Source organism: Alcanivorax sp. UBA3183 (genome assembly GCF_002364155.1).
Lineage (GTDB): Bacteria > Pseudomonadota > Gammaproteobacteria > Pseudomonadales > Alcanivoracaceae > Alcanivorax > Alcanivorax jadensis.
This window is the reverse complement of record NZ_DEXN01000047.1, coordinates 152283-152883: the sequence shown is the minus strand read 5'-3', so window position 1 is coordinate 152883 and position 601 is coordinate 152283. Positions and strand designations below refer to the sequence as shown.

Annotated in this window: 1 protein-coding gene; it reads right to left on the bottom strand. The window is 63.4% G+C overall.

The genetic code is table 11. The features are described 5' to 3' along the window. Positions 1-38: 38 nt before the first annotated feature. Positions 39-601 (bottom strand): 2-polyprenyl-3-methyl-6-methoxy-1,4-benzoquinone monooxygenase (coq7, locus tag B3Q33_RS15255; protein WP_286828804.1); only part of this gene is annotated, 563 nt, incomplete at its 5' end.

Below are 601 nucleotides of genomic sequence, written 5' to 3'. Positions count from 1 at the left end.
CAAGAGGCGCTCCTACAGGTGCTTTTTCAGCGCGCCGATCAGATTCTGTAAGTCGTGAACGTCATCACCTTGCTCATCAGTGTCATGGCGTGGCGAACTGGTGGGGGCAGGTCTGCGCCGCCGGCGTCTTTGGCGGTGACGGCGTGTTTGAGTTCGTCGCTTTTCATCTGTTCCAGAATGGCGCGGGTGCGCAGGTCGCTTTCCGGGACCTGGAACAGGTGGGCTTCCAGATGTTTGACCACCTGGTTTTCCGTTTCCGACACAAAGCCCAGGCTCCAGCGGTCGCCGACCAGGCCGGCAGTGGCGCCTACCGCATAGCTCATGGCGTAGAACAGCGGGTTAAGCTTGCTGGGGACACCACCGAGCTCCTGAATCCGCTCCTCGCACCAGGCCAGGTGATCCTCTTCCTCACGGGCTGCTTCCTCCATGGCATGGCGCACATGGGGCAGGCTGGCGGTGCTGGCCTGGCCCTGATACAGGGCCTGGGCACACACTTCACCGGTATGGTTGATGCGCATCAGTCCCAGCACATGACGGCGCTTGTCGGTGGGCAGGCTGCCGGCTTCGGGGGCATCCGGCGCCGCGGACGCATGGGCAGGGG